Origin of the sequence: Halogeometricum limi (assembly GCF_900115785.1) — an archaeon.
Lineage (GTDB): Archaea > Halobacteriota > Halobacteria > Halobacteriales > Haloferacaceae > Halogeometricum > Halogeometricum limi.
In genome coordinates, this window is the sequence record NZ_FOYS01000004.1 from 326,603 (window position 1) to 344,546 (window position 17,944).

Sequence of the window (17,944 nt, forward strand, 5' to 3'; positions counted from 1 at the left end):
GGTCTGTACGGTCGACGGGGCGGACGAGTTTGGAACGCCCGGTGGCGGTCCTCTGTCGGTGCCCTGTCGGAGAAACTGATGGCCACGTACACGCACACAACAGACCGCCGAAACGAATCCGAACACTACCACGTCCTCGGTGCGACCCTCTCGATTACGGCCGACTCCGACGCGACAGACGGGGAGTACCTGGTACTCGATATGCTCGTGCCCCCGATGTTCGAGAACGGACTACACACGCACGAAGAGAGCGAGGTGTTCCACGTCATCGAGGGGGAGGCGCGACTCCACGTCGACGGACGAGACGAGATTCTCGGGCCGGGGACGTCCGGCTACGTCGCGGGTGGTGACCCACACGGGTTCGCCACCGAAGGGGACGACGTGTGTCGAGTCATCGCAGTCATGACTCCCGGTGGTGCCGAAGGGTTCTTCAGAGCGGTCGGCCAACCGACCGAGGAACGGTCGCTCCCCGAACCCGTCGAGCCGACCGAGGAGATGCTCCAGTCGGTGTTCGCGACCGGCGAGCAGTACGGCTTCCGATTCTTGGGTCCGCTTCCCGAGCGGACGGTGTGACCTCGAAAGAACGTTCCGTCACGTACCGCCGTCGGCGATGACCGCTCGAGTGCCGATGTCGTCCAGAGAAACCTGCCTCGCGTCTGCGAGATAGCTGTCGACAGTCTCCTCGGCCCACCGTCGGATGACCTCGTCGTCGCTCACAACGAGCCCTTGGGGGCACCCGCTCTCGTCGACGGCTCCGAGAATCACCGTCTCGTCGGCGATAATCAGGACGAGTGGGACCGAGTCTGCGGCGACAGCGATGGTCGAGCCCTGTGCGAGCAGGTCCTCGAAGTGTGCTGTCGCCGCCGGGTCGGCCAGAAGCGTCTCGACGAGCGTCGGGTCCAACACGCCTTCGAAATACTGGTCCGCTTCGATGAAACACCGTCTGGTGGCGGGGTCGCCCTCCGGGAGGAACGTGTAGGTGACCATTCGGATACGGTCCGCGCCGTGGATTCGACGCAGCATCCGCCTGGTCGGCGCGAACGGGTCGTTGTGATGTGGCAGAACGACCTCGGCGTCTCGTAGCCGGGCAAAGTCGAAGTCGAACTCCGCCGCCGGGAGCCACCTGACGACCCGGCTCAGCGCGGAGACGGTGTCCATGACCTCGAACACTCGTGCGAACTCGGCGGCCGCGAGTTCGCCAACCGGCGTGAGCGCGAACTCCCCGTCGCGCTTCACCACCAGTCCGTCCGCTTCGAGCGCTCGGACCTGCCGATGAATCGTCGGCCGTGACACGCCCACTCGTTCTTGGAGGTCCCGCCGGTCCAGTGGTCCCTCGCGGAGCGCACCGAGCACTGACGACCGTCTGGTGAGCCCGACGAACTCATCAATATCCATCTGTTTGTAGATTGATGCCGAGTAGCATGAAGATGGCTGTCTCTCCAATCGCGAGGGTCGATACGTCTGACGACGGATAGAAACGTGCGCTTGGAACACGAGCAGTCGACGAGCGACTAGCAGATTCTCAGCAGAGAGAGATAGATGTCTCCCAACGGCTCCCTACGAGGTACGTTCGAGGCACGCACAGAACGCTTCGGAACCCCTCTACCAACCAGCGGTAGTCGGACGTTCCGCACGGCGATTCGGTCGCGAGAGACGACTTGCACACGGGAACCAACTGCTCCCCAGGAACACGTCCACAGCGAAGCCACTGCTGGTGAATTCGGAGATGTCGCCCGAGACACTAACGGCCGGCATCATCCCGTGGCGGCGTGCCGTGTCAGCCGGGAAACCCTCGTGTCAGGCGGCCCGTCTTTGCGGCGCGGGCGTCCGGTACTGTCGCACACCTGGGTTCTCCGCCGATTCATCGCTCCCGTAACGGGACAACTCGGGCGGGGACTAGTGGTGTGCAGATGCCGTTACGACACCGAGGATAATGGGGGTTCCGACTCAGACGACGAACTCGTCGGCGTGCAGTTGGACGAACCGGTCGCCGCGCAGGCCGTACTTCGTCTTCTTGTACGTCGCGACGAGGCGCGCGGCGGTCAGGCCGGCGGTGACGTTGTTCATCTTGAACAGCGTGTCGCCCGAACTCGCCTCCATCAGTTTCCGCGCCACGGAGAACGCCTTGTCCCAGTCGTCGGGCCCGTAGTCGCGGACGACGTCGGAGAGGGCGACGTTCCGGCGCACCTCGTCGCCGATGGCGTCCTTCCACCGGTCGTTGTACGGCGAGAGGTCGCCGTCGGCGGCGAGTTCTCCCGCGATAGCGCCCGTGCGGACGGCGACGTGGTCGCCACCCTCGTGGAACGCCGAGGTGACTCCCATCGCGCCGCCGGTGACGACGATTCCCGCCTCCGTGGGCGAGTCGATGGGTCGCGTCGAGGAGATGGCGTACGTCTCCGTCCCTTTCGACTTCCCGCGGTCTTCGACGAGTGGGAAGTCGGTCTCGATATCGTACTCGTCGCCGTACTCCTGTTCGAGCAAGCGACGGATGTACTCCTTTCCGGGCGGGATGCGCTCGTCGGAGTCGCGGAGAAGCGCGTACTGCTCTCTGGCTTCGACCGCCGAGAGGTCCATCCCGATGGGCATCGTGAGTCCGATGCGAGCCACGTTGTCGTCGTTCGGGAATATCCACGGGTAGGCGGTGTGGCCGGGCATGTAGCCCCACCAGAACTTGATGGCACCCTCGACGTCGCGGGCGACGTCCTCGGGCAGGCGACGGTGTTCTTGGTAGGCGATGTGGTTCACCTTCGTCGTCGCCAGTCGGTCGGTGATGTCGAACGGCACGTAGCGGTCTAAGACCTTGTTCGTCACCTGTCGCTGGGGGCCGTCCGCGAGAACGAGAACGTCGCCGCTCACGTCGTCGCCGTTGGCGAGGTGGACCGTGTGTCGCGGACTCGCTTCGAGGTCGGTCTCCACGTCGCGGACGGACGCCTTGACGCGGTACTCCGCGCCCGCGTCGGTGGCGCGGTCACGCAGGAAGTCGTCGAACCGCGCGCGGTTCATGCAGTAGCCGAAGTGGTCGTACGAGGAGTCGAACCCCGTCCGGTGGAGGACGAGTGACTCTTCGGGGCCGATGAACTCCGCGCGGTCGAGCGTCGAGACGACGACGTCGTCGGGCATCTCGTCGGGGTGGATTCCCATGATGTCCACCCAGTAGTCGAGGATGCCCGCGGCGTCCGTCGAGTCGGGCCCGAGGCGGTCGGGTCTGTCCGCCCGCGGAACCCCCTTCTCCAACACCACCGCCGACGCGCCCGACTCCGCGGCGGCGTGCGCGGCGGCCGACCCGGCGGGGCCCCCGCCGACGATCACAACGTCGAATCGCTCCATGTCGCTACACCTGCGTCGGTCCGGTATTAAACCCCGTGAACTACCGAGGCTCGTGCGACAGTGTACCCCGATTCCGGCGTGTCGCCGCGACGGGAACGCCGGGCGAACGCTCAGTCGCCCGCCGTCGACGTCCGGCCGTCGCCGCCGTCTTCGTTCGCGGCACCGTCTTCGCTCACGGCACCGTTCTCTCCGTCTCCCCTCGCGTCGTCGGGCGTCGCGAGGACGTCGGCGAAGACGAACCGCGCCCCGTCGGTGTACGTCCCGTCCACGCTGACGGTCCACCCGTGCGACTCCGCCATCGTTCGGACGATGGAGAGACCGAGTCCGCTCCCTCGCCGAGAGGTCGTGTAACCGTACTCGAACACCTGTTCGCGTTCGCGTTCGGGGATACCCGGCCCGTCGTCGGTGACGAGAAAGCCGTCTTCGGTCGTCTCGACTTCGATAGTCGTCGACGGTTCCGCGCCGCGTTCGACGGCGTCGTCGGCCTCCGTCCGACCGTTCGTGGACCCGTGTTCCACGCAGTTCCGAAACAGGTTCTCGAAGATGCTGAGGACTCGCGACCGGTCTCCGACGACGCACCCGTCGCGGACGACGGTGAGCGACGCGCCGTCGCTCTCCACCGTCTGCCACGCCGCCGCCGCCGTCTCGCCGAGGCGCATCGACTCGGTCGCTTCGACTGACTTGCCCTTCCGCGCCAGCGTCTCCAGGTCTTCGACGATATCGCGCATCCGGCCGTGGGTCCGAGCGACCGTCTCGAATCGGTCGCGAATCGTCGCGACCGTGGCGGAGTCCGCCGACGCCGTGACCGTCGTGACGTCGGCGGCGGCGAGTTCGAGGTAGCCCTGCGCGACGTTCAGGGGGTTGCGCAGGTCGTGCGTCACCGTCCGGGCGAACTGGTCGAGTTGTTCGTTCTGCCGTTCCAGTTCGCGGCGGTACGCGACGAGGTCGGTCACCTCGCGGAAGACGAGCGCGTACCCCACGTCGGCGGCCGACGAGAGCCTAGTGCGTTGGACCGAGTAGTGTCGGTGTTCGTCGTCGACCCGGAACGTCGCGGCGCGGGTCGACTCGTCTTCGAACGCCGAAAGCGGGGCGACGGCGGCGAGCGACGGACAGACGTCGGCGTACGGTCGTCCGACGGCGTCGCTCGCGTCGAGACCGGGACACAGCGCCGTCGCGGCCGCGTTGTAGTCGATGAGTCGCCCCCGGCCGTCGACGGCGACGACGGGGTCCGCGAGTTCGTCGAAGAGGATGTCTCGGGCGACGGGGTCGACGGTGAGAAACCCGCTGTCGAACACCGCGACGGCCGCACCGGCGGCGAAGAAGCCGACACCGAGCGCCGTGTGGTCGAACGCCGGGACGGGAGCGAGTCCCGCTTCCGCGGCGACCGACGGGAGCGTGGCGGCACCGGCAGTGAGAAGGAGAGCGAAGACGGCGGCCGGCGAGCGGTGCCGAGAGCGGAGGAACAGCGACCCGAGGCGTGCGATACCGCCGAAGATACCGGCCGCCGAGAAGGCGATGACGGCTACGGTCAGGGCGTTCACCCGCGCGACGGCGTGGACGAACGGCGCGTCCGCGGCGACCGTGTACGCCGGCGGGAAGAGAAACACCCCTCCGACGAGCGTGAGGTAGACGGCGGCGACGACGAGCGACCACGGGTCTTCGCGGAGCGTCGACCGCCCGGTGTATATCGACGCGAACCGGAACCAGACGACGACGGCCGTCAGCGACAGCACCCCGCGAGCGGTCGCCGCGGCGACGACGACGTCGGGAGACGAGGCGAGGACTTCGACCGCCGAGGCCAGCACCCACGCCGTGTCCACGGCCATCAGCGCGGCGAACGCGTTCGAACCTCTGACGTCGACCTGTCGCGTCGCCCAGAGACCGACGCCGGCGGCGACGGCTGCCGAGAAGAGGTGTGCGAGTACGTACGCCGTCTCCGTGGTCGTCGTGAACACGACTCGTTCGTCTGAGAACTACCGTCTCGGTTATTAACGTATTTGCTCAACGCCGAGACACGAGGTCCGAGACGGGCGCGCCGAAGACGGCACCGCCCGCCGGATGAGGTGGACCTTTGTAGCCGGTACTGGTAGCTGTTCGCACACGATGAGCGCAGACGATACGCCGGACGTGGTGGTGCTTCGACAGAAGATACACGGCCTCTCCGCCGACGAGTACGCCGAGACGCTTCGAGAGCGACTCCCCGACAAGAACGTCGTCCTCGCTCGCACGCCCGCCGAGGAGCGCGAGTTGCTGAAACAGACGCCCGTCGCGACGGGGTTCAACATCGACGCGGACGTCCTCGCAGAGGCGGAGAACCTCGACCTGTTCGCCTGCGTCTTCGCCGGGACGGGACACCTCCCGATGGAGGCGTTGAACGAACACGGCGTCGCCGTCACGAACGCCTCGGGCGTCCACGGCCCGAACATCGCCGAACAGGTCGTCGGCGCGATTCTCTCGTTCGCTCGGCGATTCCACGTCGCGTGGCGACAGAAACAGCGCAACGAGTGGCGGTCGTACCCGACCCACGAACTGCAGGGGTCAACGGTGACGGTCATCGGCCTCGGGGCCATCGGACAGGCCATCGTCGACCGTCTGGACCCGTTCGGCGTGGACACCATCGGCGTCCGCTACACGCCCGAGAAGGGCGGCCCGACGGACGAAGTCGTCGGCTTCGACGACGAGGCGGGCTTCCACGACGCCCTCGCGCGCTCGAAGTACGTCGTCGTCGCCTGCCCCCTGACGGACACGACGCGGGGCATCCTCGATTCGGACGCGTTCAAGACGATGCATCCCGACACCGTCCTCGTCAACATCGGCCGCGGACCGGTCGTCGACACCGACGCACTGTTAGACGCCCTCCGCGGGAACGCCATCCGCGGCGCGGCACTCGACGTGACCGACCCCGAACCGCTCCCGGACGACCACGAACTGTGGAACTTCGACAACGTCCTCATCACGCCGCACAACGCGGGTCACACGCCGAAGTACTGGGAACGGATGGCCGACATCATCGCGGAGAACGTCGAGCGGTTGGGGAAGGGGAAGACCGAGTTACAGAATCAGGTCTGAACGGCGGTCGGCGGTTCCACCGCGAGCGGTCGTCCCGCGGCGAGCGAACGGGGTGAGCGAGTCGCGGCGTTTTTTGTCGCCAGAACGCGAAGCGTTCTGGCTGAACGACCAGAAATCTTCGATTTCTGGTAGTGGTCCAGCTTTTTCCGACGAGGGTTCCCGCAGGACCGTGTAGCGGTCCGAGGAAACCCGAGTGTGGAAAAAGGTGGGTTTAGACCCAGCCCTCTTCGACCAGCAGTTCGCCGTTGAGGAGAGAGGCACCGGCGGCACCGCGAATCGTGTTGTGCGCGAGACAGTTGTACTTCAGCCCGTTCTCGGTCTCCTGAATTCCGCCCGCAGAAATCTGCATGCCGTCGCCGCGTTCGCGGTCCAGACGAGGCTGGGGTCGCGAGGGGTCCTCGAAGACGTGAATCAGTTGTTCGGGTGCGGTGTGGAGGTCGATACCGGGGTACTCGCGCATCGCGTCGGCGGCCTCTTCGGGCGTCACGTCGTCTTCGGTCTCCGCGAAGACGTTCTCTAAGTGGCCGTCGAGCGTCGGGATGCGGTTACAGGAGGCGGCCACCTCCATCTCGTGGAGTTCGACGTCGACGCCGTCGAACTCGCCGAGGAGCTTTCTGGACTCGGTCTCCATCTTGTCCTCTTCGCCGCCGATGTGCGGGATGGCGTTGTCGATGATCTCCATCGAGGAGACGCCGGAGTAGCCCGCGCCGGAGACGGCCTGCAGGGTGGAGACGTGGACCTCTTCGAGGCCGAACTGGTCGAGAGCGGCCAGCGTGGGGACCATCGTGATGGTCGAACAGTTCGGGTTCTTCACCAGTGCGCCGTCCCAGCCGCGTTCGTCGCGTTGGACCTCGATGAGGTCGAGGTGTTCGGCGTTCACCTCCGGAATCGTGAGCGGAACGTCGGGGGCCATCCGGTCGTTCGAGGAGTTCGAGGAGACGACGTAGCCCTCGTGGAGGAACTTCGGTTCGACTTCGGCGGCGACGCCGGAGGGGAGCGAGGAGAAGAGGAGGTCCACGTCCTCCGGGACGGCTTCGGGCGTCGTCGCGCCGACTTCCATCTCGGCGACCTCGTCCGGGATGGGCGCGTTGACGCGCCACTTCGCGGCCTCCGCGTAGGTCTTGCCCGCGCTCTCCTCGCTCGCGGTCAGCGCCGCGAGTTCGAAGGTCGGGTGGTCGTCGAGAAGTTGGATGAATCGCTGTCCGACCGCACCGGTCGCGCCGAGGATACCGACTCGTACTGCCATTGGCGTGCTTTTCCGTGGCACACGCATAAGGCCGTTTGGATTGGGGACGTATTTCACGAACGTTCGTATCGGACGTCAGTTTCGGCGGAAGAACGGACGTTCGTCCACTCGGTCGCCTCACGGGTCTGCCGAGTGGCGAATTAACTCCGGTTCGGAACCGATAGAATGAGGTGCCACCTTCGGGAATACTCCCGTAAATGTTCAGTAAGGTTCTCGTCGCCAACCGAGGAGAGATCGCCGTTCGCGTCATGCGAGCGTGCAAGGAGTTGGGCGTCCGAACCGTCGCCGTCTACAGCGACGCCGACAAGCACTCGGGCCACGTCCGCTACGCCGACGAGGCGTACAACGTCGGGCCCGCGCGCGCGGCGGACTCCTACCTCGACCACGAGGCGGTTATCGAAGCCGGCGAGAAGGCCGGTGCCGACGCCGTCCACCCCGGGTACGGCTTCCTCGCAGAGAACGCCGCGTTCGCCGCGAAAGTCGAGGAGTCGGAGATGACGTGGGTCGGCCCCTCGGCCGCCGCGATGGAACGACTGGGCGAGAAGACGAAGGCGCGCGCGCTGATGCAGGAGGCGGACGTGCCCGTCGTCCCGGGGACGACGGACCCCGTGGAGTCGCCGGACGAGGTCAAAGAGATAGCCGACGAGTACGGCTACCCGGTTGCCATCAAGGCGGAGGGCGGCGGCGGCGGCCGCGGTCTGAAGGTCGTCCACAGCGAGGACGAGGTGGAAGAGCAACTGGAGACCGCCCAGCGAGAGGGCGAGGCGTACTTCGACAACGCCTCCGTCTACGTCGAGAAGTATCTCGAAGCGCCCCGACACATCGAGGTCCAGATTCTCGCGGACCACCACGGCAACGTCCGTCACCTCGGCGAACGCGACTGCTCGCTCCAGCGCCGTCACCAGAAGGTCATCGAGGAGGCCCCCTCTCCGGCGCTCTCGGACGACCTCAGAGAACGCATCGGCGAGGCGGCCCGTCGGGGCGTCGACGCCGCCGACTACACGAACGCCGGGACGGTCGAGTTTCTGGTAGAGGACGGCGAGTTCTACTTCATGGAGGTCAACACCCGGATTCAGGTCGAACACACCGTCACCGAACAGGTGACGGGCATCGACGTGGTGAAGTGGCAACTGCGCGTCGCCGCCGACGAGGAACTCGCCTTCGAGCAGGACGACGTGGAAGTCGAGGGCCACGCGATGGAGTTCCGCATCAACGCGGAGAACGCCGCGAACGGCTTCTCGCCCGCGCCGGGCGGTAAACTGGAGACGTACGACCCGCCGGGCGGCATCGGCGTCCGCATGGACGACGCCCTCCGACAGGGCGAGGACCTGGTGACGGATTACGACTCGATGATAGCCAAACTCATCGTCACCGCAGGAGACAGAGAGGAGTGTCTCGCACGCTCCGAACGCGCCCTCGAAGAGTTCGTCGTCGAGGGGTTCCACACCATCATCCCGTTCCACCGACTGATGCTCACCGACGAGAAGTTCCGCGCCGGCGAGCACACGACGAAGTACCTCGACGAGGAACTCGACAAAGAGCGAATCGAACGGGCCGTCGAGAAGTGGGGTCCGGGCGACTCGCAGAGCGAGGACGACGACGAGGAGGTCACGGAACGCGACTTCACCGTCGAGGTGAACGGCAAGCGCTTCGAGGTGAGCCTCGAAGAACGCGGCGCGCCCGCCATCCCGACGCCCTCGGGCGGCGGCAGTGGCGGAAACACTCGCTCGCGTCCCGACGTGGCGACCGAAGACGACGAGGACGACGTCGTCATCGAGGGCGACGGCGAGCAGATAACCGCCGAGATGCAGGGGACCATCCTCTCGGTGGACGTCGAAGAGGGCGACGAAGTGTCCTCCGGCGACGTCGTCTGCGTCCTCGAAGCGATGAAGATGGAGAACGACGTCGTCGCCGAACGCGGCGGCACCGTCGCACAGGTCCTCGTCGGTGAGGGCGAGAGCGTCGACATGGGCGACGTGCTGGTTGTCTTAGAGTAACTGGAGACCGGAGAACCGCACGACTCGACCGCTTACAGTTCTTTGACGACGTCCGCGGGGTTACCCTGTACGACCACTTCGCTCGGTACGTCCCGCGTGACGACGGCACCGGAGGCGACGACGCTGTCGTCGCCGATGGTCACGCCGGGGTTGACGACGGCCCGCCCGCCGAACCACACCCTGTCGCCGACGGTGACGGGCTTGCCGTACTCCTCGCCCGCCATCCGCGCGTCGGCGTCGAGCGGGTGCGTCGCGGTGTAGACGTGGACGCCCGGCGCGAGCATGCACTCGTCGCCGAACTCGATGCGACAGACGTCGAGAAAGACGCAGTCGAAGTTCGCGAAGAAGTCGTCGCCGACGTGGACGTTGTAGCCGTAGTCGCACTTGAACGTCGGTTCGACGAACGGACTGTCGCCGGCGGACCCGAACAGGTCTCTGAGGATGGCTTCGCGTCGTTCGGGTTCGTCCTCGCGCGTCGCGTTGTACTCGCGGGTGAGACGCCGCGCGCGACGCCGTTCCTCGACCAGCGTCGGGTCCGAGGGGTCGTACATCTCGCCCGCCAGCATCTTCTCCTTCTCGGAGGGCATCGTTCGGGTCTTCGGACGGCTGAAGAGGAGTTAGGTCTTTTGCGGACCCACCACGCGTCTGTCGTCCCTGCTTGGCTTACACTCCCCCCGGCGTGCAACTGTGCTTATGCCTGTTCACGTCGAATTCCGTACGGTAATCCGGTGGTGGGGTCGGCGGTGTCGGAGGCGAATCCGGTGACGAGAACGATGCACACCAGACAGCTCGAAAAGGAGGGACGGACGTCGAAAGTGGTCCGTTCGGGGCGGAGTCCGGGTGGAGAACGGAGCGACCGCGAGCGCGCAGGGTTCCAGCCGAAGAACGGCGGAGCCGTCGGCCGGGCCGACCGTCAGTTCGGTAATCAGGCGGTCCAGCGACTCGTTCGTCTCCGGCGGGCCGAGTCGACAGGACGGGAGGGTCCGAGCCCCCGGACAGAGTCCCAGCGGTCCCCGCCGTTGTGCGCTCGGTGTCGACGGCTGCTGCGAGCGGGGAAGCCACTGAACTGCCCCGACTGCGAGCGGACGCTCCGGAGGTCCGTCGCCGACGCCGCCCGCGAAGTGAGAGCGGGCGCGGAGACGGAGGCGCTCTCAACGGCCATCGGCTCGGTTTCGGCGGGTGGGCGGCCGCTTTCGGAAAACACCCGGTCGCACTTCGAGCGTCGGTTCCGTCACGACTTCGGCCGCGTTCGGATACACGATGGGCCGCAGGCCGCCCGCACGAACCGACGCCTGAACGCGGAGGCGTTCACCGTCGGAAGCGACATCCATTTCGCCAGGGGAAACTACCGCCCGGACACGGACGCTGGCCGGCGATTGCTGGCGCACGAGCTCTCTCACGTCGTCCAACAGCGCGACGCCTCCCGAACCCCTACCCGAGCGCGCGTCGAACTCGGGCCGGCGGACGACAAGTTCGAGCGCGAAGCCGAACGCGCCGCCGAGACGGTGGCCACCGGCGGGACCCCGACCCTGTCGCGGGACGGCGGAGCCTACGCCACACTCCGCCGGTTCACCCGCGGCGAGCGAGGCCAGATCTCGAACGTCGACGACGTCGTGAAGACCGCAGAGACACTGGCCGACGAGACGTCGCTGGGGTTGATGCGATGGGGACGGTTCACCGCCGCCGCTGAGGGAGTTGGCGCGTGGGAGGCGCTCACGACCCCCGAGTCCGGCAGCCAGGGGAGGCTGTCGAACCGCTACCTGTTCACCTGTCGTTGCGGGCTCATCGACATGCGTCACTTCTACCAACTCATGTACATCGGCGTCGTCGCGAGTAACGAGACGGCGACCGAGAAGGGCCGAGAACACGAACTGAGCGCGGAACCACAGTCGCGTTTCGCACCGGAGGACACGACGTCGAACGCGTTGGGCGCGTACTTCGGGTCGCAGCAGTCGTGGTTCCAGCAGCCGAGCACGTTCGTCTCCAACCTCCGGTCCTTCCTCCAGCAGTGCGCTCCCGTCGACTTCGCGGCGATGCCGCGGGCCGACCAGGACACCGTCGTCGACTTCTACGCTGCGCGGACGGCTACCGGCGAGCCAGCCACCCCCCGCGAAACCGCCGTTCCGGACGTCCTGAGCGTGAGCGTGTGCGCGACAGGCGACCGCTCGTTCCCGTACCGGGTCGAACCGTCCGACGAGAAGACGATACGCGGCCGGCGGTGAGACCGAGGTGCGGGCGGTCGCTCGGCTTCGGAACCATCCCGACGTCGTCTCGGTTCCGGTCGACTCACGCCGGGCACGGGGAATCCCCGAGATTCATCTGCTCGCGACGACTCTCTCTGCGTATGAACGAGACGCGACGCGCCCTCCTCCGCGCACTCGCCGACGGGCCGACGACGGGCCCGGCACTCGCCGACCGACTGGGAATCTCTCGCGCCGCCGTCTGGAAACAGGTCGAAGCGCTCAGAGACGAGGGGTTCGGCGTCGAGAGCGGCGACGACGGCTACCGCGTCACCGACGTCCCCGCGTACGGCGCGGCGGCCGTCGAGTTCGGACTGGACGCGCCCTACGAGGTCGAGTACCACGACTCGGTCGGGAGCACGAACGACCGCGGACGGGAACTCGCCGCCGACGGCGCGTCCGACGTCGTCGTCGTCGCCGACGAGCAGACGGGGAGTCGCGGCCGACTGCGACGCGAGTGGTCCGCCCCGTCGGGCGGCGTCTGGGCGAGTCTCGTCCTCCGTCCGGAGATTCCGGCCGCGCACGCACCGCTGTACACGCTCGCCGCCGCCGTCGCCGTCGTGCGCGCTGCCCGCGAATCCGGCGTCGACGCGTCGATAAAGTGGCCGAACGACGTCCTCGTGAGCGGAGCGAACGAGGGCCAATCAACGGAGGTTGATGAACTCCTCGTGAGCGAAGCGAACGAGGGCGGCGCACGACCCGCCACCGACCGCGGCGGCCGCAAACTCGCGGGCGTCCTCACGGAGATGGAGGGCGAGGCGGACAGAGTGTCGTGGCTCGTCGTCGGCATCGGCGTGAACCTCAACGTCGACGCCGCGGAGTTACCGCCGGGCGCGACGAGCGTCCGCGACGAAGTCGGCGACGTGGACCGACGCGTGTTCGTCCAGCGACTGCTGGAGACGTTCGCGGCGGTGACCGAAGAACCGGAGACCATCCTCTCGGCGTGGCGCGAGCACGCGGCGACGCTGGGGCAGTACGTCAGAGTGGAGACGCAGAACGGCGTCGTCGAGGGCGAAGCCGTGGACGTGCGCGTCCCCGGCGCACTCGTCGTCCGAACGGACGACGGAGAGCGTGTCGTCCACGCGGGCGACTGCGAACACCTCCGTCCGGCGACCGAGTAGCGGTAGCGGGTACTGCTCGGCTCAGTCGGCTTCGACGCCGGCGTCGACGTCCGCCTCTCGTTCCGCCTCGGAACCGTTCTCCGCGTCGTCGCGTTCGCCGACGCGGACCGTCAGGACGGGAACTTTCGACGCGCGGACGACTTTCTCGGCGACGCTCCCGAGGAGGAGTCGGTCGATACCGCCGCGTCCGTGCGTCCCCATCACCACGAGGTCACAGTCCTCGCGTTCGGCGAACCGGACGATTTCGCGACTCGGCGTCCCCTCGACGATGCACGTCTCGACGGGGACGTTCGACTCCGCGGCCACGTCGCAGACGTCCGCTATCGCCGCCTCGGCGTCCTCGCGGAGCATCTCGTCTAACCCCTCCCACGAGGACTCCATCGGGAGTCCGGCGAAACTCCCGGTGTTGACGACGTACAGCGCGTACACCGTCGCCCCGTGAACCGCGGCGAGGCCGATGGCGTGTTCGAGGACGCGTGCCGACCCGGCCGAACCGTCCGTCGGAACGAGGATACGCTGGTACATCATTGGTAACTCGTCACATACTATCAGTCTCGGCGGCTTAATACTATCCACCGAATATATTACGAAACGAAAGGGTACGAGGGGAGACGTGGGGAGAGACTACAGAACGACGCGCTTCACGTCGGCGTGACCGGCCCTGCGGACGACGGCGCGGACGGGGTCTTTCACGCCCGCGAGATTGTCCGAGTCGCCGTCTAAGACGAGGAGCTTCGCCGGTCTCCCCTCCTCGACGACGCCGTAGTTCAGTCCCGCTATCTCCGCGCCGTTGACCGTCGCCATCCGGAGGACCGCCTCGGCCGAGACGTCCGCGAGTTTCGACGCGAACTCCATCTCGCGGAACATCGACGGCGAGTTGAGCATCACGTTGTCCGTCCCGAGGGCGACGGTGGTGCGTTCGACCCACTCGCGGACGGGCGGGACGCCGACGCCGGTGACGAGGTTCGACCGCGGGCAGACGACGATGGGAACCTCCTCGCTCTCGACCCGGTCGTAGTGGTCCGATTCGGGGTGGACCATGTGGACGAGAAAGTCCGGTTCGAAGTCGAGGGCGGGCGTGATGTCGTGTGGGTCGCGTTCGCCCGCGTGGATGCCGAACAGTTTGCCCGCCTCGCGCGTCGCCTCGCGGAGGTCACCGAACTCCGCGTCTCGCGCGCCCGACGCGCCGAACCCGTCGGAGACGCGCATGGCGTCGGCCGTCTCCCGGCCGAGAACGACCGGGTCGATGTCGAGTCCGTTCGCCGCCTCGCGGATGGCGTCGACGCCCGAGACGCCGCCCTCGCGGAACTCGATGCAGGTGGCCGTCCCCGTCTCCTCCATCAGGTGCAGTGACCGGCGCATCGCCTCGACTTTCTCTTCGTGACTCGCCGCGCGGAGCAGGCGGTGTTTCAGGCCGTCCGGCGGCGCGACGAGGTCATCCAGCGACAGTCCGGCGCCGGCCTCCTTGGCGATGGAGTCGCCGATGTGGGTGTGTGCGTTGACGAACGCCGGGAGGACGATGTCCGTGGAGTCGACGTCGGCTTCTTCGACGGCCGCTATCTCGCCGTCTTCGACGACGACGCGGCCGCGAACGGGGTCGAAGTCGCGGCCGCGGAGGATAGTTCCCTCTACGTGCATACTCGTCAGTCGCCGCGGACCGTGTTGAAACTCCCGACCGCGGCACCGTTCGGTCGTCGCGTCCCCCGGTCTCTCCCTCACTCGGCGAACTCGTCCAGCGTCTTGTGGACGCCGTGACGGACGTCCGAGACGAGTGCGCCGTCGATGTCGAGACCCATCGTCTCGACGGCGGCGCGGCCGACGGCGTCCGCCTCTCCGCCCGGCGTGTACACGCCGAAGCGCCACTGCTGTTTCTGCGCCGTCCGGAGGGCGGAGACGAGTGGCGACTGCTTGCCGAGGTGGCGTATCTCGCCGGAGACCATCACGCGGGAACTCGACTCGGTCATCGACGGGCGCGCCGGGGCGTCGACGATGACGGACTCGGCGTCGACGCCGACGCGGTCTGCGATGTCGACCTCGAACTCCCGGAGGGTCTCGTGGTCGGCGTCGATGACGTCGTCGGGGACGGCGTCCATCTCGGCCCAGACGGCGCGCTTGTACAGGTCGCGACTCCCGAGGCGGTCGGCGAACACACGCGTCTCGGGCGTCATCCGCAGGGCCGCAAGCAGGTCGTGGTCGTCCATCCGGCGGAGTTCCTCGGCCGTGAGGTCGGGTTGCGCGACGAGGCGTTCGGTCGCCTGCCTGAGCATCGCCTTCGAGATACGGGCGACGTGGTGCTGGTAGACGGTCGGGTTCATCAGCGCGCGGGCGAGAAGCAGCGACTCCGCCGTCTGGACGTTCCCCTCGTCCAAGACGAGTTCGCCGTCGACGAACGTGAGTTCGCGAATCAGGCGTTCGTGGTCGATGGTGCCGTAGGGGACGCCCGTGTGGTGGGCGTCGCGCACGAGGTAGTCCATCCGGTCGACGTCCAACTCACCCGACACCAGTTGGCCGTACTTCCCCTCGCCGGCCACGAGGTCGGCGATTCTGTCGGGGTCTAAGTCGTGGTCGCGGAGGACGTCGCCGACCGACCCGGTCGCGATGAGTTCGTGGACGTCGTCGTGGTACTTGCCGGTGTAGCGGTGCGTCACGCTCTCGATGTTGTGGCTGTACGGGCCGTGACCGACGTCGTGGAGGAGGGCGGCCGCGCGGAGTCGTTCGGCCTGCACACCTTCGATGCCGAGGTGACCGAGGGCGCGGGAGGCGAGGTGGTAGACGCCCAGCGAGTGCTCGAACCGCGTGTGGTTCGCGGAGGGGTAGACGAGTTGCACCGTCCCCAACTGCTTGATATGCCGGAGACGCTGCATCTCTTCGGTGTCGAGGAGGGCTTCGGCGACGCCCTCGACCTCGATGTGGTCGTGGACGCTGTCCTTGATGGTCGTCATGGAGGAACGTCGGCCGTCTTCGGATAAAAACCGTCGGAGGTCGAACGTGACGAAACGGTACCGTCCGCGGCGTCACCGACCGAGGTCGACGCGAATCTCCGACAGTCCGAGGACGTCCGCCGCCGCGGCGCGCACGTCGTCGGTGGCGTCAAAGGGAGCGTAGACGCCGAGTCGCCACTGCGCCCGTTCGGCCGCCCGGAGGCCGGTGACGAGTTCGGACGCCTCCTCTAACCGCTGGACGACGCCGTTGACGACGACGCGGGTTCTCGACTCTTTGAAACTCGGTCGGGAGGGAACGTCCACGAGTACTTCGTCGGCGTCGACGCCCGCCGCGTCGGCTATCTCGCGGGCCGCCGCGCGCGTCTCGGTGTCGTCCATGTCGACGACGTTCGCGGGGACGCTGGCGATGGGGGCCCAGACGGCGCGTTTGTACAGGTCGCGTCGTTCGATTCGCCGGCCCAACTCGGGGACGTGGTCGCGGAGCGAGACCAACAGGTCGTGGTCGGCCATCCGGCGGAACGCCTCGATGTCGACGTCGCCGGTGTCGAGCAGTCGTTCGGAGGCGCGTTCGAGCATCGCGCCCGCGATGCGCGAGACGTGATGTCTGTAGACGGTGCCGTTCATCAGGGCGCGGGCCAGAAGCAGCGACTCCGCCGTCTGGACGTTTCCGTCGGCCAAGACGAGTTCGCCGTCGCGGTAGCGGAGTTCGCGGACGAGACGCCCGGTGTCGATGGTGCCGTAGGGGACGCCCGTGTGGTGGGCGTCGCGCACGAGGTAGTCCATCCGGTCGACGTCCAACTCCCCGGAGACGAGTTGCCCGAGTTCGCCCTCGCCGCGGACGAGACTCGTGATGCGGTCCGGTTCCAGACCGTGGGCGACGAGGGCGGCGGCCACGTCGGTCCCGTCCAAGAGGTGTCCGATTTCGTCGTGGTGCGCGCCCGTCCGCCGCCGAATGACCTCCTCGGTCTGATGGCCGTACGGACCGTGTCCGATGTCGTGGAGGAGGGCGGCCGCGCGGACGTGTCTGGCTCTGTCGCCGTCGATACCGAGGTGGTCGAGGGCGCGGGAGGCGAGGTGGTAGACGCCCAGCGAGTGCTCGAACCGCGTGTGGTTCGCGGAGGGGTAGACCAACCTGACGGTAGAGAGCTGTTTGATGTGCCGGAGTCGTTGCACCTCCGGCGCGTCCACGAGGTCCTCGGCGAGGGGGTCGAGGGTGATGTAGTCGTGAACGCTGTCTTTGATGGCGCTCATACGGCAAGTCGTCGGTAAGTCGTCAAATAGCCACGCGTTCTCCCGTCGCGTCTGCGACGGCCGACCGAACCGTCGCTCACACGGTCGTCTCGCGCCGAATCGCCTCCAGCGTTCGGCGGGCCGTCTCCTCGCCGACTCGTTCGGCGAGATGGCGGTCGTACGCCGGACGCGAGACGAGTCCCGTCCCGCGGTCACGGAGTCGGTAGTCGCCCGAGACGACCGCGTCCGGCCCCGAATCGAACCGAATCGGCTCGTCGGCGAGAGCGGCGTCGACGTGTCTCTCGTGGCCGTTCGCATCGAACGCGGCGCGCCACTCGGCGCTCGCCGACGGGGTCACGGGGTTCCACCGCGCGTCCCACGAGTCGACGACGACCACCACGACGGGCGTGCCGTCGTCTGGTATCTCGGAGGCGACGGTCACGTCGAACCCCTCCTCGGCGAACGTCTCGCGGGCCGAGCGTTCGATGGCCGGGCGAACCGCCTCCGGCGCGCGGACGACGAGTGTCGCCTCGGCGACGACGGGGCGCGAGTCGTTCACCGTCGCCGACGACGCCGTCGTCGTCCCCCGTGCGGTCGTCTCGAACTCGGCCGCGGAGACGTCCGCGAGGAGGAGGATGCCGGACGCGGGCGCGACGACGGCGACGAGGACCACGGCGAACGCGACGAGGAGACCGAGGCGGGCGTCCAGTTCGGACATCGACGTGTGGTTGGACCGCCGCGTGGAAACCCCTTCTGGAACCCCGGGTGCCGC

15 protein-coding genes are annotated in these 17,944 nt (G+C 67.3%); 5 read left to right on the top strand and 10 right to left on the bottom strand.

Annotated features, from left to right (window positions below; all coding sequences use genetic code 11):
* Positions 1-78 precede the first annotated feature (78 nt).
* Positions 79-573: a cupin domain-containing protein gene (locus BM282_RS13565; protein WP_089881973.1), complete on the top strand. Its 495-nt coding sequence runs from the start codon at positions 79-81 to the stop codon at positions 571-573.
* Between the two features lie 18 nt (positions 574-591).
* On the opposite strand, the gene BM282_RS13570 is transcribed toward BM282_RS13565, so the two are convergent.
* From BM282_RS13570 to BM282_RS13580, 3 genes are all read right to left on the bottom strand, one after another.
* Complete coding sequence (locus tag BM282_RS13570; RefSeq protein ID WP_089881975.1) at positions 592-1,395, bottom strand: helix-turn-helix transcriptional regulator; 804 nt, start codon at positions 1,393-1,395, stop codon at positions 592-594.
* A 552-nt stretch (positions 1,396-1,947) separates the two neighbouring features.
* Positions 1,948-3,327, bottom strand: a complete 1,380-nt coding sequence (locus BM282_RS13575; RefSeq protein WP_089881977.1) for an NAD(P)/FAD-dependent oxidoreductase — start codon at positions 3,325-3,327, stop codon at positions 1,948-1,950.
* A gap of 110 nt (positions 3,328-3,437) precedes the next feature.
* A complete protein-coding gene (locus BM282_RS13580) occupies positions 3,438-5,282 on the bottom strand; it encodes a sensor histidine kinase (RefSeq protein WP_089881978.1) in 1,845 nt (614 codons plus the stop codon).
* Positions 5,283-5,430: 148 nt separating this feature from the next.
* On the opposite strand from BM282_RS13580, the gene BM282_RS13585 reads away from it, so the two are divergent.
* Positions 5,431-6,396 carry a D-2-hydroxyacid dehydrogenase gene (locus tag BM282_RS13585; RefSeq protein WP_089881980.1) on the top strand — a complete coding sequence of 322 codons (966 nt, stop codon included), beginning with the start codon at positions 5,431-5,433 and terminating at the stop codon, positions 6,394-6,396.
* 211 nt (positions 6,397-6,607) lie between these two features.
* Here the strand turns inward: BM282_RS13585 and asd are convergent, their stop codons facing one another.
* The gene (gene asd, locus BM282_RS13590) at positions 6,608-7,642 is read right to left on the bottom strand and encodes an aspartate-semialdehyde dehydrogenase (RefSeq protein WP_089881981.1); all 1,035 of its coding nucleotides are present in this window, start codon (positions 7,640-7,642) and stop codon (positions 6,608-6,610) included.
* A gap of 197 nt (positions 7,643-7,839) precedes the next feature.
* Between asd and BM282_RS13595 the strand changes: the two genes are divergently transcribed.
* Positions 7,840-9,639 (top strand): acetyl-CoA carboxylase biotin carboxylase subunit, encoded by a 1,800-nt coding sequence (locus tag BM282_RS13595; RefSeq protein ID WP_089881983.1) that lies wholly within the window; start codon positions 7,840-7,842, stop codon positions 9,637-9,639.
* Between the two features lie 32 nt (positions 9,640-9,671).
* Here BM282_RS13595 and BM282_RS13600 read toward each other — a convergent pair whose 3' ends face one another.
* Positions 9,672-10,226, bottom strand: coding sequence for a maltose acetyltransferase domain-containing protein (locus BM282_RS13600; protein ID WP_089881985.1), 555 nt, complete (start codon positions 10,224-10,226; stop codon positions 9,672-9,674).
* 186 nt (positions 10,227-10,412) lie between these two features.
* Between BM282_RS13600 and BM282_RS18955 the strand changes: the two genes are divergently transcribed.
* Positions 10,413-11,861: an eCIS core domain-containing protein gene (locus BM282_RS18955; protein ID WP_139229732.1), complete on the top strand. Its 1,449-nt coding sequence runs from the start codon at positions 10,413-10,415 to the stop codon at positions 11,859-11,861.
* 122 nt (positions 11,862-11,983) lie between these two features.
* Positions 11,984-13,000 carry a biotin--[acetyl-CoA-carboxylase] ligase gene (locus tag BM282_RS13610; RefSeq protein ID WP_089881988.1) on the top strand — a complete coding sequence of 339 codons (1,017 nt, stop codon included), beginning with the start codon at positions 11,984-11,986 and terminating at the stop codon, positions 12,998-13,000.
* Between the two features lie 21 nt (positions 13,001-13,021).
* Here the strand turns inward: BM282_RS13610 and BM282_RS13615 are convergent, their stop codons facing one another.
* From BM282_RS13615 to BM282_RS13635, 5 genes are all read right to left on the bottom strand, one after another.
* Complete coding sequence (locus BM282_RS13615) at positions 13,022-13,528, bottom strand: universal stress protein (RefSeq protein WP_089881989.1); 507 nt, start codon at positions 13,526-13,528, stop codon at positions 13,022-13,024.
* A gap of 96 nt (positions 13,529-13,624) precedes the next feature.
* Positions 13,625-14,638, bottom strand: coding sequence for an amidohydrolase family protein (locus BM282_RS13620; protein WP_089881991.1), 1,014 nt, complete (start codon positions 14,636-14,638; stop codon positions 13,625-13,627).
* Positions 14,639-14,715: 77 nt separating this feature from the next.
* Complete coding sequence (locus tag BM282_RS13625) at positions 14,716-15,942, bottom strand: HD domain-containing protein (RefSeq protein ID WP_089881993.1); 1,227 nt, start codon at positions 15,940-15,942, stop codon at positions 14,716-14,718.
* Positions 15,943-16,014: 72 nt separating this feature from the next.
* Positions 16,015-17,193 (bottom strand): HD domain-containing protein, encoded by a 1,179-nt coding sequence (locus BM282_RS13630; protein ID WP_089881995.1) that lies wholly within the window; start codon positions 17,191-17,193, stop codon positions 16,015-16,017.
* 76 nt (positions 17,194-17,269) lie between these two features.
* Positions 17,270-17,890, bottom strand: coding sequence for a hypothetical protein (locus tag BM282_RS13635; protein ID WP_175501542.1), 621 nt, complete (start codon positions 17,888-17,890; stop codon positions 17,270-17,272).
* Positions 17,891-17,944 lie beyond the last annotated feature (54 nt).

Coding starts and splice junctions, on each gene's coding strand:
- BM282_RS13565 (WP_089881973.1), top strand. CDS start 79: ATGGCCACGTACACGCACACAACAGACCGCCGAAACGAATCCGAACAC.
- BM282_RS13600 (WP_089881985.1), bottom strand. CDS start 10,226: ATGCCCTCCGAGAAGGAGAAGATGCTGGCGGGCGAGATGTACGACCCC.
- BM282_RS13630 (WP_089881995.1), bottom strand. CDS start 17,193: ATGAGCGCCATCAAAGACAGCGTTCACGACTACATCACCCTCGACCCC.
- BM282_RS13615 (WP_089881989.1), bottom strand. CDS start 13,528: ATGATGTACCAGCGTATCCTCGTTCCGACGGACGGTTCGGCCGGGTCG.
- BM282_RS13625 (WP_089881993.1), bottom strand. CDS start 15,942: ATGACGACCATCAAGGACAGCGTCCACGACCACATCGAGGTCGAGGGC.
- BM282_RS13585 (WP_089881980.1), top strand. CDS start 5,431: ATGAGCGCAGACGATACGCCGGACGTGGTGGTGCTTCGACAGAAGATA.
- BM282_RS13570 (WP_089881975.1), bottom strand. CDS start 1,395: ATGGATATTGATGAGTTCGTCGGGCTCACCAGACGGTCGTCAGTGCTC.
- BM282_RS13575 (WP_089881977.1), bottom strand. CDS start 3,327: ATGGAGCGATTCGACGTTGTGATCGTCGGCGGGGGCCCCGCCGGGTCG.
- BM282_RS13635 (WP_175501542.1), bottom strand. CDS start 17,890: ATGTCCGAACTGGACGCCCGCCTCGGTCTCCTCGTCGCGTTCGCCGTG.
- BM282_RS13610 (WP_089881988.1), top strand. CDS start 11,984: ATGAACGAGACGCGACGCGCCCTCCTCCGCGCACTCGCCGACGGGCCG.
- BM282_RS13620 (WP_089881991.1), bottom strand. CDS start 14,638: ATGCACGTAGAGGGAACTATCCTCCGCGGCCGCGACTTCGACCCCGTT.
- asd (WP_089881981.1), bottom strand. CDS start 7,642: ATGGCAGTACGAGTCGGTATCCTCGGCGCGACCGGTGCGGTCGGACAG.
- BM282_RS18955 (WP_139229732.1), top strand. CDS start 10,413: ATGCACACCAGACAGCTCGAAAAGGAGGGACGGACGTCGAAAGTGGTC.
- BM282_RS13595 (WP_089881983.1), top strand. CDS start 7,840: ATGTTCAGTAAGGTTCTCGTCGCCAACCGAGGAGAGATCGCCGTTCGC.